This is a genomic window from Citrobacter sp. EC_71, from assembly GCF_019584005.1.
In the GTDB taxonomy this organism is placed as follows: domain Bacteria; phylum Pseudomonadota; class Gammaproteobacteria; order Enterobacterales; family Enterobacteriaceae; genus Citrobacter; species Citrobacter werkmanii.
Map to the genome: position 1 here is coordinate 1 of NZ_VDAY01000043.1, position 18203 is coordinate 18203.

The 18203-nt window shown below is 50.3% G+C and carries 13 protein-coding genes and 4 pseudogenes; 7 read left to right on the forward strand and 10 right to left on the reverse strand.

The window, feature by feature from the left end; all coding sequences use genetic code 11:
- Positions 1-184: IS1 family transposase (locus FHD02_RS23635; protein WP_220394374.1), on the forward strand; the 184-nt coding region annotated here is incomplete at its 5' end.
- A gap of 14 nt (positions 185-198) precedes the next feature.
- On the opposite strand, the pseudogene FHD02_RS23640 reads toward FHD02_RS23635, so the two are convergent.
- The 4 genes and pseudogenes from FHD02_RS23640 to lacI all read right to left on the reverse strand — a co-directional run.
- Positions 199-339 (reverse strand): annotated as a pseudogene (locus tag FHD02_RS23640) (maltose acetyltransferase domain-containing protein); the annotation flags it as partial.
- 65 nt (positions 340-404) lie between these two features.
- The gene (gene lacY, locus FHD02_RS23645; RefSeq protein ID WP_003846917.1) at positions 405-1658 is read right to left on the reverse strand and encodes a lactose permease; all 1254 of its coding nucleotides are present in this window, start codon (positions 1656-1658) and stop codon (positions 405-407) included.
- A 51-nt stretch (positions 1659-1709) separates the two neighbouring features.
- The gene (lacZ, locus tag FHD02_RS23650) at positions 1710-4784 is read right to left on the reverse strand and encodes a beta-galactosidase (protein ID WP_220394375.1); all 3075 of its coding nucleotides are present in this window, start codon (positions 4782-4784) and stop codon (positions 1710-1712) included.
- A 121-nt stretch (positions 4785-4905) separates the two neighbouring features.
- On the reverse strand, positions 4906-5988 hold the full coding sequence (lacI, locus tag FHD02_RS23655) for a DNA-binding transcriptional repressor LacI (RefSeq protein WP_007851507.1): 1083 nt from the start codon (positions 5986-5988) through the stop codon (positions 4906-4908).
- A gap of 352 nt (positions 5989-6340) precedes the next feature.
- On the opposite strand from lacI, the pseudogene FHD02_RS23660 reads away from it, so the two are divergent.
- Positions 6341-7350: pseudogene (locus FHD02_RS23660) on the forward strand (zinc-binding alcohol dehydrogenase family protein).
- Positions 7351-7864: 514 nt separating this feature from the next.
- On the opposite strand, the gene FHD02_RS23665 reads toward FHD02_RS23660, so the two are convergent.
- Entirely contained in the window at positions 7865-10870 is a 3006-nt protein-coding gene (locus tag FHD02_RS23665; RefSeq protein WP_001143757.1) for a Tn3-like element Tn3 family transposase, read from the reverse strand.
- 163 nt (positions 10871-11033) lie between these two features.
- On the opposite strand from FHD02_RS23665, the gene FHD02_RS23670 reads away from it, so the two are divergent.
- From FHD02_RS23670 to FHD02_RS24775, 3 genes and pseudogenes are all read left to right on the forward strand, one after another.
- A complete protein-coding gene (locus FHD02_RS23670; protein ID WP_001556711.1) occupies positions 11034-11606 on the forward strand; it encodes a recombinase family protein in 573 nt (190 codons plus the stop codon).
- Between the two features lie 8 nt (positions 11607-11614).
- Positions 11615-11728: pseudogene (locus FHD02_RS24600) on the forward strand (arsenical pump-driving ATPase); the annotation flags it as partial.
- A pseudogene (locus tag FHD02_RS24775) lies at positions 11726-12018 on the forward strand (ArsA-related P-loop ATPase); the annotation flags it as partial. The pseudogenes FHD02_RS24600 and FHD02_RS24775, both read left to right, overlap by 3 nt.
- 30 nt (positions 12019-12048) lie before the next feature.
- Here the strand turns inward: FHD02_RS24775 and arsC are convergent.
- Genes arsC through arsR form a run of 5 tightly spaced genes read right to left on the reverse strand, consistent with a single transcriptional unit; the run spans position 12049 to position 16357 of the window.
- Positions 12049-12474, reverse strand: coding sequence for a glutaredoxin-dependent arsenate reductase (arsC, locus tag FHD02_RS23680; RefSeq protein WP_000065758.1), 426 nt, complete (start codon positions 12472-12474; stop codon positions 12049-12051).
- A 12-nt stretch (positions 12475-12486) separates the two neighbouring features.
- On the reverse strand, positions 12487-13776 hold the full coding sequence (arsB, locus tag FHD02_RS23685; protein WP_000922630.1) for an arsenite efflux transporter membrane subunit ArsB: 1290 nt from the start codon (positions 13774-13776) through the stop codon (positions 12487-12489).
- Between the two features lie 48 nt (positions 13777-13824).
- On the reverse strand, positions 13825-15576 hold the full coding sequence (arsA, locus tag FHD02_RS23690) for an arsenite efflux transporter ATPase subunit ArsA (protein WP_082226162.1): 1752 nt from the start codon (positions 15574-15576) through the stop codon (positions 13825-13827).
- Positions 15577-15593: 17 nt separating this feature from the next.
- Positions 15594-15956, reverse strand: a complete 363-nt coding sequence (arsD, locus tag FHD02_RS23695) for an arsenite efflux transporter metallochaperone ArsD (protein ID WP_000783215.1) — start codon at positions 15954-15956, stop codon at positions 15594-15596.
- A 47-nt stretch (positions 15957-16003) separates the two neighbouring features.
- Positions 16004-16357: an As(III)-sensing metalloregulatory transcriptional repressor ArsR gene (arsR, locus tag FHD02_RS23700; protein WP_001114073.1), complete on the reverse strand. Its 354-nt coding sequence runs from the start codon at positions 16355-16357 to the stop codon at positions 16004-16006.
- A gap of 1026 nt (positions 16358-17383) precedes the next feature.
- Between arsR and FHD02_RS23705 the strand changes: the two genes are divergently transcribed.
- Both FHD02_RS23705 and FHD02_RS24780 read left to right on the forward strand, forming a co-directional pair.
- Positions 17384-18034 carry a CPBP family intramembrane glutamic endopeptidase gene (locus FHD02_RS23705; protein WP_001567322.1) on the forward strand — a complete coding sequence of 217 codons (651 nt, stop codon included), beginning with the start codon at positions 17384-17386 and terminating at the stop codon, positions 18032-18034.
- Positions 18035-18143: 109 nt separating this feature from the next.
- On the forward strand, positions 18144-18203 hold a 60-nt coding region (locus FHD02_RS24780), incomplete at its 3' end, for an IS1 family transposase (protein WP_001623223.1).

Below are 18203 nucleotides of genomic sequence, written 5' to 3' on the forward strand. Positions count from 1 at the left end.
ATCCCGCCTGAAGGGAAAGCTGCACGTAATCAGCAAGCGATATACGCAGCGAATTGAGCGGCATAACCTGAATCTGAGGCAGCACCTGGCACGGCTGGGACGGAAGTCGCTGTCGCTCACAAAATCGGTGGAGCTGCATGACAAAGTCATCGGGCATTATCTGAACATAAAACACTATCAATAAGTTGGAGTCATTACCCTTTTTTCAACTTCTGATGGATGCGAGTGATTGAACTCATACATTAATGTTTTCCCACGAAGTCTTTTTTCAGGTAAGCCTTCGCACATATCGGTAAATAGCTTGCCTGCTTTTATTTTTTCTGTCATCGACATGTTCATTTTTAACATTCCGTCCTGATAAGTTGGTCGGATAAGGCGCTCGCGCCGTATCCGACATTAATTTCTTAAGCGACTTCATTCACCTGGCGACGCAGCAGAGAAAGTGGGCCGGGGCCGCTAAGCGTGAACACGGAAATTAAGGTGAAGCCCAGCGCCACCAGACCCAGCACCAGGTAAGCGCCCTGGAAACCGATGCTTTCATACATATTGCCCGCCAGAATAGACATAAAAATCATCGCCAGTTGCTTAAAGAAGCAGAAACAGACCAGATAAATCGTCGCTGAAAAACGCACTTCAAACTGGCTGGTAATATATTTAAAGCAGCCCACCAGCAGGAACGGTACTTCAAACATATGCAGCGTTTTCAGAATAACCACTTCCAGTGCTGAGGTAGCGAACGATGAGCCAATAATACGTACTGACATAATAGTGCCAGCCAGCAGCAGGGCGTTTTTCCCACCGATGCGATTAATGATCAGTGGCGCAAAAAACATAATCGAGGCGTTAAGTAATTCGCCCATTGTCGTTACGTAGCCAAATACCCGCGTACCCTGTTCACCGGTAGCAAAGAACGAAGTAAAGAAATTAGCAAACTGTTGGTCAAAAACATCGTAGGTGCAGGAAACGCCAATAACATACAGTGACAAAAACCACAGTTTTGGCTGTCTGAACAGTTCCAGCGCCAGCTTAAGGCTAAATGCCGAATGGTTGGCACCTACCGCATTGGCAACCGTGGCAGAAGAGGGCGCATCCGTTTTGGCGAAAAAGAGTAAAACGGCGAGGATGAATGCACAGCCAGAACCCAGCCAGAAAACAAACTGATTATTGATGGTGAACATGATGCCGACAATCGAGGCACACAGCGCCCAGCCAACACAGCCAAACATCCGCGCGCGACCATATTCGAAATTACTGCGACGGCTGACTTTCTCGATAAATGCCTCTACTGCTGGCGCACCGGCGTTAAAACAAAAGCCTAGATAAATACCACCAACAATCGATCCTACTAAAATGTTGTATTGTAACAGTGGCCCGAAGATAAAAATAAAGAACGGCGCAAACATCACTAACATGCCGGTAATAATCCACAGCAGGTATTTGCGCAGCCCGAGTTTGTCAGAAAGCAGACCAAACAGCGGTTGGAATAATAGCGAGAACAGAGAAATAGCGGCAAAAATAATACCCGTATCACTTTTGCTGATATGGTTGATGTCATGTAGCCAAATCGGGAAAAACGGGAAGTAGGCTCCCATGATAAAAAAGTAAAAGAAAAAGAATAAACCGAACATCCAAAAGTTTGTGTTTTTTAAATAGTACATAATGGATTTCCTTACGCGAAATACGGGCAGACATGGCCTGCCCGGTTATTATTATTTTTGACACCAGAGCAACTGGTAATGGTAGCTACCGGCGCTAAGGTGGAATTCCGCCGACACTGACGGGCTCCAGGAGTCGTCGCCACCAATCCCCATATGGAAACCGTCGATATTCAGCCATGTGCCTTCTTCCGCGTGCAGCAGATGGCGATGGCTGGTTTCCATCAGTTGCTGTTGACTGTAGCGGCTGATGTTGAACTGGAAGTCGCCGCGCCACTGGTGTGGGCCATAATTCAATTCGCGCGTCCCGCAGCGCAGACCGTTTTCGCTCGGGAAGACGTACGGGGTATACATGTCTGACAATGGCAGATCCCAGCGGTCAAAACAGGCCGCAGTAAGGCGGTCGGGATAGTTTTCTTGCGGCCCTAATCCGAGCCAGTTTACCCGCTCTGCTACCTGCGCCAGCTGGCAGGTCAGGCCAATCCGCGCCGGATGTGGCGTATTGCTCGCCACTTCAACATCAACGGTAATCGCCATTTGACCACTTCCATCAATCCGGTAGGTTTTCCGGCTGATAAATAAGGTTTTCCCCTGATGCTGCCACGCGTGGACCGTGGTAATCAGCACCGCGTCGGCAAGCGTATCTGCCGTGCACTGCAACAACGCTGCTTCGGCCTGGTAATGGCCCGCCGCCTTCCAGCGTTCGACCCAGGCGTTAGGGTCAATGCGGGTCGCTTCACTTACGCCAATGTCGTTATCCAGCGGTGCGCGGGTGAACTGATCGCGCAGCGGCGTCAGCAGTTGTTTTTTATCGCCAATCCACATCTGTGAAAGAAAGCCTGACTGGCGGTTAAATTGCCAACGCTTATTATCCAGCTCGATGCAAAAATCCGTTTCGCTGGTGGTCAGTTGCGGGATGGCGTGGGGCGCGGAGGGGAGTGTCACGCTGAGGTTTTCCGCCAGACGCCACTGCTGCCAGGCGCTGATGTGTCCGGCTGCTGACCATGTGGTCGCGTTCGGTTGCACTACGTGAACCGTTAGCCAGAGTTGTCCGGCGCTCTCCGGCTGCGGTAGTTCAGGCAGTTCAATCAACTGTTTACCTTGTGGAGCGACATCCAGAGGCACTTCACCGCTTGCCAGCGGCTTGCCATCCAGCGCCACCATCCAGTGCAGGAGCTCGTTATCGCTATGACGGAACAGGTATTCGCTGGTCACTTCGATGGTTCGCCCGGATAAACTGAACTGGAAAAACTGCTGCTGGTGTTTTGCTTCCGTCAGCGCCGGATGCGGCGTGCGGTCTGCAAAGACCAGACCGTTCATGCAGAACTGGCGATCATTCGGCGTATCGCCAAAATCACCGCCGTAAGCCGACCACGGATTGCCATTTTCATCATATTTAATCAGCGACTGATCCACCCAGTCCCAGACGAAGCCGCCCTGTAAACGGGGGTACTGACGAAACGCCTGCCAGTATTTAGCGAAGCCGCCAAGACTGTTACCCATCGCGTGGGCGTATTCGCAAAGGATCAGCGGGCGCGTCTCTCCAGGCAACGAAAGCCATTTTTTGATGGACCATTTCGGCACAGCCGGGAAGGGCTGGTCTTCATCCACGCGCGCGTACATCGGGCAAATAATATCGGTTGCGAAGGTGTCGGCTCCGCCGCCTTCATACTGTACCGGGCGGGAAGGATCGACAGATTTGATCCAGCGATAGAGTGCGTCGTGATTAGCGCCGTGGCCTGATTCATTCCCCAGCGACCAGATGATCACACTCGGGTGATTACGATCGCGCTGCACCATTCGCGTTACGCGTTCGCTCATCGCGGGTAGCCAGCGCGGATCATCGGTCAGACGATTCATTGGCACCATGCCGTGGGTTTCAATGTTGGCTTCATCCACCACATACAGGCCGTAGTGGTCGCACAGCGTGTACCACAGCGGATGGTTCGGATAATGCGAACAGCGCACGGCGTTAAAGTTGTTCTGCTTCATCAGCAGGATATCCTGCACCATCGTCTGCTCATCCATGACCTGACCATGCAGAGGATGATGCTCGTGACGGTTAACGCCGCGAATCAGCAACGGCTTGCCGTTCAGCAGCAGCAGACCATTTTCAATCCGCACCTCGCGGAAACCGACATCGCAGGCTTCTGCTTCAATCAGCGTGCCGTCGGCGGTGTGCAGTTCAACCACCGCACGATAGAGATTCGGGATTTCGGCGCTCCACAGTTTCGGGTTTTCGACGTTCAGACGTAGGGTGACGTGATCGGCATAACCACCACGCTCATCGATAATTTCACCGCCGAAAGGCGCGGTGCCGCTGGCGACCTGCGTTTCACCCTGCCACAAAGAAACCGTCACCCGCAGCTCATCGCGCAGCTCGCCGTACATCTGAACGTCTGCCTCCAGTACAGCGCGGCTGAAATCATCATTAAAGTGAGTGGCTACATGGAAATCGCTGATTTGCGTGCTCGGTTTATGCAGCAACGAGACGTCACGGAAAATGCCGCTCATCCGCCACATATCCTGATCTTCCAGATAACTGCCGTCACTCCAGCGCAGCACCATCACCGCGAGGCGGTTTTCTCCGGCGTGTAAAAATGCGCTCAGGTCAAATTCAGACGGCAAACGACTGTCCTGTCCGTAACCGACCCAGCGCCCGTTGCAACACAAATGAAACGCCGAGTTAACACCATCAAAAATAATTCGCGTCTGGCCTTCCTGTAGCCAGCTTTCATCAACATTAAATGTGAGCGAGTAACAACCCGTCGGATTCTCCGTGGGAACATACGGCGGATTGACCGCAATGGGATAGGTCACGTTGGTGTAGATAGGCGCATCGTAACCGTGCATCTGCCAGTTTGAGGGGACGATGACAGTATCGGCGTCAGGAAGATCGCGCTCCAGCCAGCTTTCTGGTACCGCTTCTGGTGCCGGAAACCAGGCAAAGCGCCATTCACCATTCAGGCTGCGCGACTCTTGGGAAGGGCGATCGGTGCGAGCCTCTTCGCTATTACGCCAGCTGGCGAAAGGGGGATGTGCCGCAAGGCGATTAAGTTGGGTAACGCCAGGGTTTTCCCAGTCACGACGTTGTAATACGACGGCCAGTGAATCCGTAATCATTGTCATAGTTGTATCCTGTGTGAATTGTTATCCGCTCACATTTTCGCATAACATACGAGCCGGACACATAGAGTGTAAAGCCTGGGGTGCCTAATGAGTGAGCTGACTCACATTAATTGCGTTGCGCTCACTGCCCGCTTTCAAGTCGGGAAACTTGTCGTGCCAGCTGCATTAAGGAATCTGCCAACGTGCGGGGAGAGGTGGTTTGCGTATTGGGCGCCAGGGTGGTTTTTCTTTTCACCAGTGAGACGGGCAACAGCTGATTGCTCTTCACCGCCTGGCCCTGAGAGAGTTTCAGCAAGCGGTCCACGCTGGTTTGCCCCAGCAGGCGAAAATCCTGTTTGATGGTGGTTAACGGCGGGATATAACACGAGCTGTCTTCGGTATCGTCGTATCCCACTACCGAGATATCCGCACCAACGCGCAACCCGGACTCGGTAATGGCGCGCATTGCGCCCAGCGCCATCTGATCGTTGGCAACCAGCATCGCAGTGGGAACGATGCCCTCATTTAGCATTTGCATGGTTTGTTGAAAACCGGACATGGCACTCCAGTCGCCTTCCCGTTCCGCTATCGGATGAATTTGATTGCGAGTGAGATATTTATGCCAGCCCGCCAGACGCAGACGCGCCGAGACAGAACTTAATGGGCCCGCTAACAGCGCGATTTGCTGGTGACCCAATGCGACCAGATGCTCCACGCCCAGTCGCGTACCGTCTTCATGGGAGAAAATAATACTGTTGATGGGAGTCTGGTCAGAGACATCAAGAAATAACGCCGGAACATTAGCGCAGGCAGCTTCCACAGCAATGGCATCCTGGTCATCCAGCGGATAGTTAATGATCAGCCCACTGACGCGTTGCGCGAGAAGATTGTGCACCGCCGCTTTACAGGCTTCGACGCCGCTTCGTTCTACCATCGACACCACCACGCTGGCACCCAGTTGATCGGCGCGAGATTTAATCGCCGCGACAATTTGCGACGGCGCGTGCAGGGCCAGACTGGAGGTAGCAACGCCAATCAGCAACGACTGTTTCCCCGCCAGTTGTTGTGCCACGCGGTTGGGAATGTAGTTCAGCTGCGCCATCGCCGCTTCCACCTTTTCCCGCGTTTTCGCAGAGACGTGGCTGGCCTGGTTCACCACGCGGGAAACGGTCTGATAAGAGACACCGGCATACTCTGCGACATCGTATAGCGTTACTGGTTTCACATTTACCACCCTGAATTGACTCTCTTCGGGTGCTATCATGCCATACCACGAAATGTTTTGCGCCATTCGGAGGGGGCACGCCGAAGTGAGATTCAAAATGCCGACGTCAGTTCACAGGTGGGTAATGATACCAACGTGTTGATTTCGTATTTTCACTGACACCAGGATCATCCTGATGTTACAAGGATTGAATGACTACAGATTAAAATAGTCATCAACAGGTTGACAGCATTACCCAGCGCCCGCTTTCCGCGTATTTTTCGATTTGCACTGCCGGGGGCACTGGCGGGTATCGCGTTCCGCACACTTTTACATTTATTTATCTGGTGACTGACCTTTTTAAGGAGACAGAATGAAAGCCGTTGGTTTCTGGCAACCCGGGAAAGTACATCCGTTATTGAAGATTTGTCGCTTCCCCACCCATCCATGCCCAAGGGGCGTGATCTTTTGATCAGAGTCAGGGCGGTCGCGGTTAACCCACGGGACCTGAAAAGCCGGCGAAACATCAGTCCCTCTGCAGGCAATCCGGTAGTTATGGGATACGACGCTTCCGGTGTTGTTGAAGCAACCGGACCAGAGGTGACGCTGTTCAGGCCAGGTGACCACGTTTTCTATGCCGGTGTGCTCGATCGCCAGGGAGCCAACGCAGAGTTTCAGCTGGTTGACGAACGCATTACGGGGATAAAGCCGGCAGCACTAAGTTTTGAAGCTGCAGCGTCGGTTCCTCTGACCGGTCTGACAGCCTGGGAAATGTTATTTGATCGTCTGCAGTTGTCAGTGAACGGAGATGCTGATCAGACCCTGTTGATGCTTGGCGGTGCGGGCGGAGTCCCTTGTATGGCTATACAGCTTGCCCGCACTCTGAGTCGGGTGAACATCATCGGGACTGCCTCCCGGCAGGAGAGTGTCAGAGCGGTTCGCGGGTTTGGTGCGCATTATGTCCTGGATCATTCATGTGCGCTTGCGCCACAGGTTGCCAGCCTTGCTGGACTCCCTCCCATTACCCGGATTTTCTCAACGTACACCACGCCATCTGCCTGGGAAAATATGGCCGAAATTATTGCCCCACAAGGCCGTATCGGACTCATCGACGACCCTGAACCACTGGATCTGCGTTTGATCAAATTTAAGAGCGTTTCTGTTCACTGGGAGGCAATGTTTACCCGCCCCATGCATGCTACTGCGGACATGTCTAAACAGCATGATATTCTTAACAAACTCTCATGCATGCTGGATTCCGGTAAGCTCAAACCTCCGTTGCTGGCAGAGTATGGCAGGCTGAATGCTAAAGCACTTCGCCGGGCTCATGAGGACATGGAAAATAAAAATGTGAACGGGAAAATTGTTTTTTCAGGGTTCTGATGAACAGGCCTGTCAGAGTAAAAAAAGATTCGGGTTCAGCACAATGCTGAATTCTGTCTGGCTATAGAGTAAGAATCGTACCGGAATTGAGCATTTACCCTCAGTACCTGCGGATGAAAAAGCAGTCTGCCCTGACATACTGAACAATCCCTTCTCATAAGATGCCTCTCTTTTGCTGTTTAAAGAGCTGAGCAGTCCGGGCGGAGACTGACCTCGTTCCGCTTTCCAAGCGACCCCCTTGTTGAAAGTGCGACAAAAGAGATAGGGCGAATGACTATACTTCGCTCATAGCTGCCCGCCATGCCAGCTCAAAAAACAGGCTTAACGTAGGATATTTTCCGTTTTCCAAGCGGCCCCCTTTTAGGGTGAGGGAGCATGCCATAAACCAGATCGCCAAAAGGGGATGCTGCTGAAGGGACACTGTTATCCAGCGGGGTAATTTTCACGCCTTTATCCGATATATCAACATCGGGTAAATCACGGGGTCTGACGCTCAGTGGAACGAAAACTCACGTTAAGCAACGTTTTCTACCTCTGACGCCTCTTTTAATGGTCTCAGATGTCCTTTGGTCACCAGTTCTGCCAGCGTGAAGGAATAATGGCCGAGCATATTGATATGTCCGTGGCAAAGCGGGGAGAGGCGTGCGATATCTTCATCATTCAGTGTTTCACCTTGCGCCCGGAGATGATCCAGGGCTGCCTGCATATACATAGTGTTCCATAACACGACGGCGTTAGTGACCAGCCCCAGTGCGCCCAGTTGATCTTCCTGACCGTCGGTATATCGTTTTCTTATCTCACCTTTTTGACCGTGACAGATGGCTCTGGCAACGGCATGGCGGCTTTCTCCCCGATTAAGCTGGGTCAGAATGCGCCGGCGGTAATCTTCATCATCAATATAATTAAGCAGATACAGCGTTTTGTTGATGCGCCCCACTTCAATGATTGCCTGAGTCAGTCCGGAAGGACGTTCACTTTTCAGCAATGAACGGACCAGCACTGAAGCCTGTACTTTGCCCAGTTTCAGGGAGCCAGCGGTCCGGATCATTTCGTCCCACTGAAGGACTATTTTTCGGGGATCTGATTGCCCTCTGGCAATATCATTCAGCACGCCATAGTTGGCATCATGGCCCATTCGCCAGAAAACCGAAGCACCGGCATCAGCCAGGCGTGGAGAAAACTGGTATCCCAGCAGCCAGAAAAGGCCAAAGACAAGTTCGCTGGTACCTGCTGTATCGGTCATAATTTCGGTTGGATTCAGCCCGGTCTCCTGTTCCAGAAGGCCTTCCAGCACAAAGATAGAGTCCCTCAGCGTCCCCGGTATAACGATGCCATGAAAGCCGGAATACTGATCGGACACAAAGTTGTACCAGGTGATCCCTCTGTTATTACCAAAGTATTTGCGGTTCGGTCCGGCATTGATTGTTCTGACTGGCGTAACAAAGCGCATTCCATCTGCAGATGCCACTTCTCCGCCACCCCATATCTGTGCCAGTGGCAGCGTTGCCTGAAAATCAACCAGTCTGGCATTAGCGCTGGTGATAGTTTCAGCCCGCAGATAGTTCGCTTTTGTCCAGTTCAGCCGGTGTCGGGTCAGTGCAGGAACATTTGATCTGATCAGTGGTTCCAGACCGATATTGCAGGCTTCAGCCATCAGCACGGCGCTGATGCTGACGGGCAGATCATCAACTCTGGCACTGGCTTCACTAGCATGGAAAAACTCATCAGCAAATCCGGTATGGGCGTTAATTTCGAGCAGCAACTCCGTTAAATCCACCGGAGGGAGCAGATCACTGATCATTTTGCTCAGTCGTTTCAGACTGTCCGGCTCATCAAGACTGGCGAGGGGAGAAATTGTCAACCGGGGCTTCGGGCCAGAAACATCGAGTTCGACAGCCTCATTTTCGCCAAGACGTGCAGCAACCTGTCTGTAACGACTATCAAGCTGATGACCCAGAGATTTTATTGCTTCCTGCGGGTCTGTCGGGTGTCCCAGAGAACGATAAACCTTAATCCGGTTTGCCTGCCAGTCAGCACCCTGTAGTAATCTTGCTCGGGGATCTCCCCACCGGTTACTGCCGGTAACGTAGACATCCCTCCGCCTCAGACTATCCTGCAGTTTACTGAGAAAGCAGAGCGTGTATCCCCTGCGGGTGATATGTTTTTCCTTGTTAATCACCAGCCGTTTCCATGACCGACTGATAATTTCCGTTGGTGCGTCGTCAAAAAACTGCCGCCGTGAGCTGAACTCCCGGCTGAGGTAGTCACAGGCATTCAGAGTGGTAACCCCGGCAGGTGCGGATGAAAATTTAACGGTATTCAGCAGATGGGGCAGGAAACGACGAACGCGCCCGTACTGCTCCACCATTTCTTCATGAAAATTATCGTCTGAGGGCCGGGCAATTTCACGGACAAGCGTGATGATTTCAGCCAGCTTTTGCCTGGGGATGTAGCTGAACACCTCAGCACGAATCGATTCGTCCGGTGTTTCTTCTTTCAGCAGGTACGAACATGCGCTGGCGAGCGCCAATGCAGATTTATCCAGATCCTTCAGCGAGCGGAGCCGTTTTTTCTGCCCAATCTTTCTGGCGTCACGGATGATAACGGCCAGCATGGCGTCCAGAACGTCCAGTGCATCATCCAACGCCAGCGTTTCCCATGCAAGGACAAAGGCAACCAGAACCGCCATCCTTTTCTGCGGTGACATCCTGGCAATATTGAACACCGAAGTCATACCAGCATAACGTGCGAGATTTTTCAGGCGCACAGCCGGGAGTGTACTCAGGTTGTCAGCATGCAAGCCAAAATCGTTCAGAGTTTTCCAGCGTTCAATTGCTTCATTAAACGCCGGACCACTGATGGTCACAGGGCCTTTTTTCAGTGATTCCAGTAAAGACAGGCGGCTGCAATCAGTTGGCCCCAGCAGCATCTCCAGCTGTGAACGTTGTTCGGCTGACGGTATCAGTGCCAGTTTGTTCCACAGGCGCAACGTCGCCTTTTCCCTTACCTCTGAAATCAACCGGGTCAGCGTAGTGGCTCCGGGGAGAATAATACGATGTTGCATAAGCCACCCTGTCGCCAGATCGAAAAGCAGGCCAGGACGTTCGTTGCTTATCCAGCTCCGGGTATATAAAAGACGGGTAAGGCGAAATGTCCAGGGCCAGGCAAATTCACGATACTGATAGTGCTGACGTATCAGCGCTGCATGCTCACGGCGGGTATTTTCCCTCTGACCGTATTCTGCAAGAACGGTGATATCACGAATCCCGAGCTGTCTGGCGGTAAAATGCCGGACGCCGGAAGGAATATGATTCATATCGGTGAGGAAGGTGCCCAGAAAACGGACACATCCAATTTGCAGGGCAATGCCCAGACGGTTGTGATCACCTCTGCTTTTTCCGATAAATTCCTTGTCTGCTTCATCAAGATGAAAATATCGTGCCAGCTGAAGCTCATCCGGTTCACCGGTGAATCTGCCATAGCTTTCAGTCTGCTCAGTGGTCAGAAAGTCAACGGGCATATCGGCCTCCCTGCCTGACGGGCATTTAGTAACATTTTTGCAACCGTCCGAAATGTTATAAATTCTCGGACACACTAAAATGGTGTTGTCTAGGTGTCTATTAAATCGATTTTTTGTTATAACAGACACCCACTGTCCGATATTTGATTTAGGATACATTTTTATGCGACTTTTTGGTTACGCACGGGTATCAACAAGCCAGCAGTCCCTCGATATTCAGATCAAGGGGCTTAAAGAGGCGGGGGTGAAAGCCAGTCGCATATTTACCGACAAAGCATCCGGCAGTTCTACCGACAGGAAAGGACTGGATCTGCTGCGAATGAAGGTGGAGGAAGGTGACGTCATCCTGGTGAAGAAACTCGACCGGCTTGGCCGCGACACTGCCGATATGATCCAACTGATAAAAGAATTCGACGCTCAGGGAGTCGCGGTCCGATTCATAGACGACGGGATCAGCACCGACGGTGAAATGGGGAAAATGGTTGTGACCATTCTTTCAGCTGTAGCCCAGGCCGAACGCAGGAGGATTCTGGAGCGTACGAACGAAGGACGGCAGGAGGCCAGGCTGAAAGGTATCCGGTTTGGCCGAAAGCGCATCATCGACAGAAATAGTGTACTGGCACTTCATCAGCAGGGAACTGGTGCAACAGATATTGCCCGCCGGCTCAGTATTGCCCGTTCCACTGTTTATAAAATTCTGGAAGATGAGAGCCGGGTTAATCTGAGCAAAATTTGAGGACGAACATGAGTGATGTAAAGGCATTCAACAATTGCATGAGTGTGTTCTGGCGACAGCATGAAGCCGAATTCTCTCGCTTTCTGACATCGAAGACAGGTGATAGCGAAAAAGCAGCAGACCCGGAGAAGACGAAGGTGATTATCGTGACGCTTGCCGAAACGACACCTGTACTGGAAGCCGCTAACCTGCAGCAGGATCTACGCCGAGCTGGCATCGAGCCGTGGGCATGGGTCGTTAATAACAGCCTGGCAGCTGCTCAACCGTCTTCGCCTTCCTGAAGATCAGGGCGAACCGCGAGCTGCCTCTCATCTCTGATGTGGAAGAGCAGTATGCAAAGCGTATTGCATTAACAGCGCTACAGAGCGAAGAGCCGGTTGGTATTGACCTGCTGGAAGAAATGGCGAAGTAATAATGAAGGGGGCAAATGCCCCCTTCGTCTTTATTTCAGTCTTTTACCTGAATCATCAACGACTTTTTCACCGTCTTCCTTGGTGAAAGCCGCTTTCTGGGCATCTGGAAGGATATCGAGAACAACCTCTGAAGGACGGCAAAGTTTAGTTCCCAGTGGCGTCACTACGATCGGACGGTTGATCAGAATCGGATGCTGTAGCATAAAGTCGATGAGCTGGTCGTCAGTAAATTTATCTTCTGCAAGACCCAGTTCCTCATACGGCTCGACGTTCTTACGCAGCAAAGCCCGGACGGAAATGCCCATATCCGCAATGAGTTTGAGCAGCTCATCGCGTGAAGGTGGAGTCTCAAGGTAAAGAATAACGGTCGGCTCGATACCGCTGTTGCGGATCATCTCCAGCGTATTACGCGACGTGCCGCAGGCTGGGTTGTGATAAATGGTGATGTTGCTCATATCAGTATCTCATTACAAAGTGAAAGAGAGACGTAGCGCCAGCGCGGCCAGCGTTACAAACAGCACAGGCAGAGTCATGACGATCCCGGTGCGGAAATAGTATCCCCATGTGATGGTCATGTTCTTCTGTGAAAGGACATGCAGCCAGAGCAACGTTGCCAGGCTACCAATAGGTGTAATTTTCGGTCCAAGATCGCAGCCAATCACGTTGGCAAAAATCATCGCCTCTTTGATAACGCCTGTTGCAGTGCTGCCATCAATAGAGAGAGCACCAACCAGCACGGTAGGCATATTGTTCATGATGGAAGAGAGGAAAGCCGTCAGGAAGCCAGTACCAAACGTCGCGGCCCAAAGTCCTTTATCTGCCAGCACGTTCAACACACCGGAGAGGTATTCTGTTAGTCCGGCATTACGCAGACCATAGACCACCAGATACATTCCCAGAGAGAATATGACGATCTGCCATGGCGCACCGCGAAGCACTTTGCCAGTGTTAATGGCATGGCCTCGCTTCGCCACCGCAAACAGAATGACAGCCCCTACAGCAGCAATCGCACTGACCGGGATACCCAACGGCTCAAGGACGAAAAAGCCAACCAGAAGAAGGATCAACACTATCCAGCCGGTTCTGAAGGTTGCCAGATCTTTAATCGCTTTTGCCGGTGCTTTCAGGAGAGCCAGGTCGTAAGTTGGCGGAATATCTTTGCGGAAGAACAGATGCAGCATCACCAGCGTGGCGATAATGGCTGCGATATCCACCGGCACCATTACCGACGCATACTCAGTGAAACCCAGCCCAAAGAAGTCTGCAGAAACGATGTTAACCAGGTTGGACACGATAAGCGGCAGACTGGCCGTATCGGCAATAAACCCGGCGGCCATGACAAATGCCAGCGTAGTGCCTTTGCTGAAACCTAATGCAAGCAGCATGGCGATAACAATTGGCGTCAGAATCAATGCCGCACCATCGTTGGCAAACAGTGCCGCCACCGCTGCGCCGAGCAAAACGATATAGGTAAACAGCAAACGCCCGCGACCGTTACCCCAACGTGAAACGTGCAGCGCCGCCCATTCGAAAAAGCCCGATTCATCGAGCAGAAGGCTGATAATAATCACGGCAATAAAGGTCGCCGTCGCATTCCAGACAATATTCCACACTACAGGGATATCACCAAAATGGACTACGCCAGAGATCAGCGCCAGTACCGCGCCCAGCGTCGCACTCCAGCCGATCCCTAATCCCTTCGGTTGCCAGATAACCAAAACGATGGTCAGGACAAAAATAGCGCCTGCCAGTAACATAAATCCTCCAGACAGGACGGCTTTGCCGCCCTGTATATACAAAAAAAATTAAACAACCAGCTCTCTGAGTTTCTCGATGCCAGTGGGCTCTGCAGCAATTACCGGTACTAACGCTATGCGGCTTGCATGCTGGTTTTTCACAACCTCGATTTGAGGACGCTCTTGTAGGGCGCGCTGGCAAAGCAGCGGCGATTGCGTCTGTGCAATCGAAAGGCTGTTATTGATAATCCAGCCCCAGGGATGAATCCCCGCACGTTCAAGATCGGACTGCAGGTTTGCCGCTTCCAGTACAGGTGTGGTTTCAGGCAGAGTGACCAGCAAAACTTTGGTACGTTCCTGGTCCTGAAGCTGCATCATCGGAGTGGTAAAATGACCTTTATCCCCCATCTTCCTGGCAATCTCACGGTGATAAGCCCCGGTAGCATCAAGCAGTAATAGCGTATGCCCGGTAGGTGCCGTATCCATGACCACAAACCGTTTGCCAGCTTCACGAATTACGCGTGAAAACGCCTGGAACACCGCAATCTCTTCTGTGCAAGGAGAACGTAAATCCTCTTCGAGCAGCCGTTTCCCAGCCTCATCCAGATCCCTGCCTTTCGTCTCAAGAACATGCTGACGATAGCGTTCAGTTTCATCGTGAGGGTTGATTCGGCTGACCTGCAGATTTTTGAGGCTGCCATTGAGCGTTGTACTGAGATGTGCAGCAGGATCTGAGGTGGTGAGATGCACATCAAAACCCTTATCCGCCAGACTGACGGCGATAGCCGCAGCCATTGTGGTTTTGCCCACACCACCTTTGCCCATCAGCATAATCAAACCGTGTTCACTGCGGGCGATATCATCAACCAGGACAGACAACGACATATTCTCTGGCTTGTTCTGTGGGCTTTGTTCAGGAAGCGATGTTATCTCAGCGTGTTCGTTGAGCAGGCCTTTCAATGCGGATACACCAACCATGTTCAGCGGCTGCAGGTATAAGTTGTCTGTCGGCAAATCAGATAACCCGGCAGGAAGATTTGCCAGCGCCTCTTGCTCCCGTTGCCATATTGCAGCGGCCAGTGCATCACGTTCTGCTTCGCTCGCAGGCAGGACACCGTTAATGACTAAATACTGATTTTTAAGGCCAATAGCTGATAATTCGTCATGAGTACGAGCGACTTCCTGCAGTGTTGATTTTTGCAATCGCGCGACCAGCACAAGGCGAGTTCGTTCAGGATCGGATAATGCCTCAACCGCATGAGCATATTGCTCGCGTTGTTTTTCCAGCCCAACCATTGGACCAAGACAGGAAGCACCATCCGGGTTACTTTCGATGAAGCTGCTCCAGGCTCCGGGAAGCTGAAGAAGGCGAATAGTGTGGCCAGTTGGGGCAGTATCAAAAATGATGTGATCAAAGCGGGTCAGCAGAGAAGCGTCAGTCAGTAAGCCAGTAAACTCGTCGAATGCAGCGATCTCTGTCGTACAAGCTCCTGAAAGCTGTTCACTGATGCTGTTAACAACGTCATCAGGCAAAAGACCTTTAATAGGGTCAACGATTCTGGCGCGGTATTGCTGGGCGGCGTCCTGCGGGTCAATCTCCAGAGCCGAAAGACCAGACACAGCAGTCACGGGCTGGATAGTGTTACCGATAGTCTGATCGAATACCTGACCGACATTGGAAGCCGGGTCGGTACTGACAAGCAGAACACGCTTTCCCAGTTCAGCCAGACGTATAGCCGTTGCGCAGGAAATCGAAGTTTTGCCTACACCTCCCTTACCGGTGAAAAACAGGTAAGACGGGATATTCTCTAAGAATTTCATATGTCCTCCTGACATACTCAACAACAGGAAGTTTTACCACCACAGCAACTGGTGGAAGCTAAACCCACCTTTTCCAGCGGTATACCAAACCAGCGAGCCAGTTCAGCGCGTTTTGGGTATCGCCCGGCCATCACCGTTTCACCATCAAGCAACAGCAGCGGAAGCCCTTCAGCTCCAGAAGCCTCAAGGAATGCTTTCGCTTTTTCGTTCTCAACGAAGCTCATAGGCTGCTGCGCCAGGTTATAACGTTCGATCTGAACCCCACGCCCTTTCAGCCATTGCACATCAGCAGAAAAATTGACCAAAACCTGATCGACATCTGAACCACAAACGCCGGTACTGCAGCACATCGCCGGATCAAACACCGTTAACATTTTCATCTTTAACACCTCATATTCGTAAAAACATATATTTACAGGCAAAATTTTTAGATACAAACAGCCTTACCGCTGCCAGAGCAGTTGGCCGATGCCAGCTTACGGGCGATGGCCTGTACGTCGTCCTGTTGACTTAACCAGGCCTGCTCAATCACCAGGGCAGCCCAGGAAGGAATATGCGGGGATAAGCGATAATGAACCCATTTCCCCTGCTTGCGATCCAGCAACAGGCCACTTTCCCGAAGCATCGCCAGATGGCGGGAGGTCTTGGGTTGTGATTGTTCCAGCGCTGTGCAGAGATCGCATACGCACAGCTCCCCCATCTCCCTGAGCAGTAGCACGATACCCAGGCGGGTTTCATCAGATAGTATTTTGAAAAGTTGTAGGGATGCAATTTCTGGCATTATGTACTCCTGCTATGAATGGGTATTGTCTCTCCACCAAAACAAGAAGTCAAAATCATATGTGTTTTCTCGCATGTGAGTGCAGGTGTCACTATGCGGTTGAAAAACGACCTGATGTGCGATCGTTACGTTAGTTGGGTAGGTAAAAAAGTCATTTGAGGCTAAAACATTGCTTAGTGCGGGCTTTCAGTTAATAGAGAAGAATGAATAATATCAATTATAACAATTGGTTATTTCCTTAGCGTACGTTTTCGTTCCATTGGCCCTCAGACCCCGATTTTAAATCAATAAGTAATAAATAATGCAAGTTCCATTCAATAACACATGATAATAAATTTACATTTATTTACATAAGTTCACTTTGTGCATACATTTTGGTCATGTAATAGTGAAACAGCACTTTATGTTAAAATTTATAAGAGGGATTTTTAATGTCAAATATCAGAGAATTGAGTTTTGATGAAATTGCATTAGTCAGTGGTGGCAACGCAAACAGTAATTATGAAGGAGGCGGAAGTCGTAGTCGTAACACCGGAGCCCGTAACTCACTGGGACGAAATGCACCGACACACATTTACAGTGACCCGAGCACAGTTAAATGTGCTAATGCTGTCTTTAGTGGAATGGTTGGTGGTGCCATTAAAGGTGGTCCTGTAGGAATGACCAGAGGAACTATTGGTGGGGCAGTTATCGGCCAGTGTCTCTCCGGTGGAGGAAATGGTAACGGAGGCGGAAACAGAGCTGGTTCCAGTAATTGTTCAGGAAGTAACGTCGGTGGTACCTGTAGTCGATAAGTAAGTATCAACGGAGGATACTGCAGTGTTTATTAAATTATTGTCTTTTATATTAAGTTTATTACTGGGTTTTGCGCTATTAAGTGGTTCCTCCATTATTGATTTGTCATGGTTTTCGTTGCCTGAGGAATTTTCAAAAATAGTAATTACATTGATCACCTTGTTTTCCACTGCTAAATTTACAGATATAGTTTTAGCAAAAATAATAACCTTCATAAAGTGATGTTTTGTAATGGATGAACGTTCGAGCCAGTTTAGATATAGTAAATACAGCGCTATTATTTTTCTTGCAGTGGTTATTATATCAACTATTGTAACATTATCGCCAACCTTTACACTGCGTTATGTTGGACTGGATATTGCATTTTTCATTGTGTTCATTACAGAGATTCTAATTTCAACTCTTGTTTACTTATTTTACCTAAAGGAATTTCCTGAGTGTAGAATAAAAATAAGAACAGACTCAGCTACAGTTAAATTTTCAGCCCTGTCATTCCTTATAATTATTCTGATACAGTTAGCTGTTTACTGCTACAGAGACTATTTATATCATTACGAACCATCACAGATAAACTGGATAACAGTTTTAGTGATGACACTGGTCGTACCCTACTATGAGGAGATCGTATACAGAGCCTGTGCCTTTGGATTTCTGCGTTCAATTTTCAAGGAAAACATTATCATTCCCTGTGTGATAACATCTTTGTTTTTCTCTCTGATGCACTTTCAGTATTATAATGTTCTGGATCAATCAGTCCTTTTTGTTGTATCTATGCTGTTATTAGGGGTCAGAATTAAAAGCAGATCCCTTTTTTATCCTATGTTAATACATTCAGGCATGAATACCTTTGTTATATTATTAAATATTCAAAATATTTTATAACCATGAGTATATTCAGGGAGGAAGCATTAGAACATAACAGTGATACAGAGTACGGGTGATGCTGCCAACTTACTGATTTAGTGTATGATGGTGTTTTTGAGGTGCTCCAGTGGCTTCTGTTTCTATCAGCTGTCCCTCCTGTTCAGCTACTGACGGGGTGGTGCGTAAC